The sequence below is a fragment of the Flagellimonas beolgyonensis genome (genome assembly GCF_003992615.1).
GTDB lineage: Bacteria > Bacteroidota > Bacteroidia > Flavobacteriales > Flavobacteriaceae > Flagellimonas > Flagellimonas beolgyonensis.
In genome coordinates this window covers 629,179-631,869 of the sequence record NZ_RZMY01000006.1, presented here as the reverse complement: position 1 = coordinate 631,869, position 2,691 = coordinate 629,179, and the positions used below count along the sequence as shown (strand labels likewise).

The 2,691-nt window shown below is 52.7% G+C and carries 2 tRNA genes and 2 rRNA genes (1 of these 4 only partly in view); all 4 read left to right on the top strand.

From position 1 onward, the window contains the following. Positions 1-192: 192 nt before the first annotated feature. Positions 193-1,718: ribosomal RNA gene (locus EO131_RS06430) — 16S ribosomal RNA — on the top strand. A gap of 110 nt (positions 1,719-1,828) precedes the next feature. Continuing rightward, positions 1,829-1,902: transfer RNA gene (locus EO131_RS06425), tRNA-Ile, on the top strand. A gap of 175 nt (positions 1,903-2,077) precedes the next feature. Beyond that, positions 2,078-2,154, top strand: a tRNA-Ala gene (locus tag EO131_RS06420). Between the two features lie 166 nt (positions 2,155-2,320). Beyond that, positions 2,321-2,691, top strand: a 23S ribosomal RNA gene (locus EO131_RS06415) (it continues 2,447 nt past the right edge of the window). Together the 16S and 23S rRNA genes with 2 tRNA genes alongside form the textbook arrangement of a ribosomal RNA operon.

The following is a 2,691-nucleotide window of genomic DNA, read 5'->3' as shown; positions in this document are numbered from 1 at the left end:
TATATTTGCACCCGCTTAGCTGATGAGGCTGGGTTGTTTTCGAGAGGGGATTTGGTCATTTGGCCAATTTTTTTTCGGAAAAATTGAAGAAGAAGTTCATATACATATTGTAACGACAGCGTAAAGAGAATAAGAACCATTTTGATGCGGGGACTTCGGTTTTCCGGGTGTCGGACAGACATTCAAGGAAATACAATGAAGAGTTTGATCCTGGCTCAGGATGAACGCTAGCGGCAGGCCTAACACATGCAAGTCGAGGGGCAGCGGGGATAAGCTTGCTTATCCGCCGGCGACCGGCGCACGGGTGCGGAACGCGTATGGAACCTGCCCCTGTCAGGGGAATAGCCCAGGGAAACTTGGATTAATGCCCCATGGTACCGCGATATCGCATGATATTGCGGTTAAAGATTTATCGGACAGGGATGGCCATGCGTACCATTAGCTAGTTGGTAAGGTAACGGCTTACCAAGGCAACGATGGTTAGGGGCCCTGAGAGGGGGATCCCCCACACTGGTACTGAGACACGGACCAGACTCCTACGGGAGGCAGCAGTGAGGAATATTGGACAATGGTCGGAAGACTGATCCAGCCATGCCGCGTGCAGGATGACGGCCCTATGGGTTGTAAACTGCTTTTATACGGGAAGAAACCCGCCTACGTGTAGGCGGCTGACTGTACCGTAAGAATAAGGACCGGCTAACTCCGTGCCAGCAGCCGCGGTAATACGGAGGGTCCGAGCGTTATCCGGAATCATTGGGTTTAAAGGGTCCGTAGGCGGGCCTGTAAGTCAGGGGTGAAAGTTTGTGGCTCAACCATAAAATTGCCTTTGATACTGCAGGTCTTGAGTCATGGTGGGGTTGCCGGAACATGTGGTGTAGCGGTGAAATGCATAGATATCACATAGAACACCGATCGCGAAGGCAGGTGACCAACCATGTACTGACGCTGATGGACGAAAGCGTGGGTAGCGAACGGGATTAGATACCCCGGTAGTCCACGCCGTAAACGATGGATACTAGCTGTGGGGACCTCGGTCTCCGTGGCCAAGCGAAAGTGATAAGTATCCCACCTGGGGAGTACGTTCGCAAGAATGAAACTCAAAGGAATTGACGGGGGCCCGCACAAGCGGTGGAGCATGTGGTTTAATTCGATGATACGCGAGGAACCTTACCAGGGCTTAAATGCAGGCTGCATGGGGTGGAGACATCCCTTTCTTCGGACTGCCTGCAAGGTGCTGCATGGTTGTCGTCAGCTCGTGCCGTGAGGTGTCAGGTTAAGTCCTATAACGAGCGCAACCCCTGCCGTTAGTTGCCAGCATGTAAAGATGGGGACTCTAACGGGACTGCCGGTGCAAACCGTGAGGAAGGTGGGGACGACGTCAAATCATCACGGCCCTTACGTCCTGGGCCACACACGTGCTACAATGGCCGGTACAGAGGGAAGCCACCCCGCAAGGGGGCGCGGATCTACAAAACCGGTCACAGTTCGGATCGGGGTCTGCAACTCGACCCCGTGAAGCTGGAATCGCTAGTAATCGGATATCAGCCATGATCCGGTGAATACGTTCCCGGGCCTTGTACACACCGCCCGTCAAGCCATGGAAGCCGGGAGTGCCTGAAGTCCGTCACCGCGAGGAGCGGCCTAGGGCAAAATCGGTAACTAGGGCTAAGTCGTAACAAGGTAGCCGTACCGGAAGGTGCGGCTGGAACACCTCCTTTCTAGAGAAAGAGACGCCCGGAGACGGGGGTCCCGCACGAGGTGGTCCTTTTATCTTTGTGCTGTCGTTTATGATATGTTTGTTGATATACTGGCAAGAAAAGGCCAAGACAGTCTCATAGCTCAGCTGGTTAGAGCGCTACACTGATAATGTAGAGGTCGGCAGTTCGAGTCTGCCTGAGACTACGGAAGCGGCGAAGCCGCGGTTATAAGTTTTGAGTTTTGGGTTCAAGGTTTATAAAAGTTCTTTAAAAAAGTATTGAATAGGAAATTCTGGAAGTTGAGACACCAGTTGTTGGTTCTTGGTTGATGGTTGATGGAGATTACGATCAACGAACAACGAACAACAATCAACTAGACTGGGGAATTAGCTCAGCTGGCTAGAGCGCCTGCCTTGCACGCAGGAGGTCAAGGGTTCGACTCCCTTATTCTCCACCACGGCAAGTGCCGTCCACCGATCGGTGTGGCGGTGTGCCAGAAAGTTCATTGACATATTGGGACGGAGCGTGATGGTTTTACCATCATGGCGAAGTCAAAAGAAGAAACACGAAGTAGAATAGAATATATAAGGATTACGAGAGGGCATTTGTACTTAGGTACAGGTGCGACAAGCAAAAGAAGGGCGTATGGGGGATGCCTGGGCTCTCAGAGGCGACGAAGGACGCGATAAGCTGCGAAAATCCACGGGGAGCTGCACATGAGCATTGATCCGTGGGTGTCCGAATGGGGCAACCCGGCTGGTTGAAGGCCAGTCACACCGCAAGGTGGGCGAACCCGCTGAACTGAAACATCTAAGTAGGCGGAGGAAGAGAAAACAAAAGTGATTCCGAGAGTAGTGGCGAGCGAAATCGGATTAGCCCAAACCAATGTTGTTCCGGCAATGTTGGGGTTGTAGGACCGCGATATTCTTTGCGCGACGAACTGGAACCCTTTGGAAAGAGGGGCCGTAGACGGTGACAGCCCGGTACAGGCAAG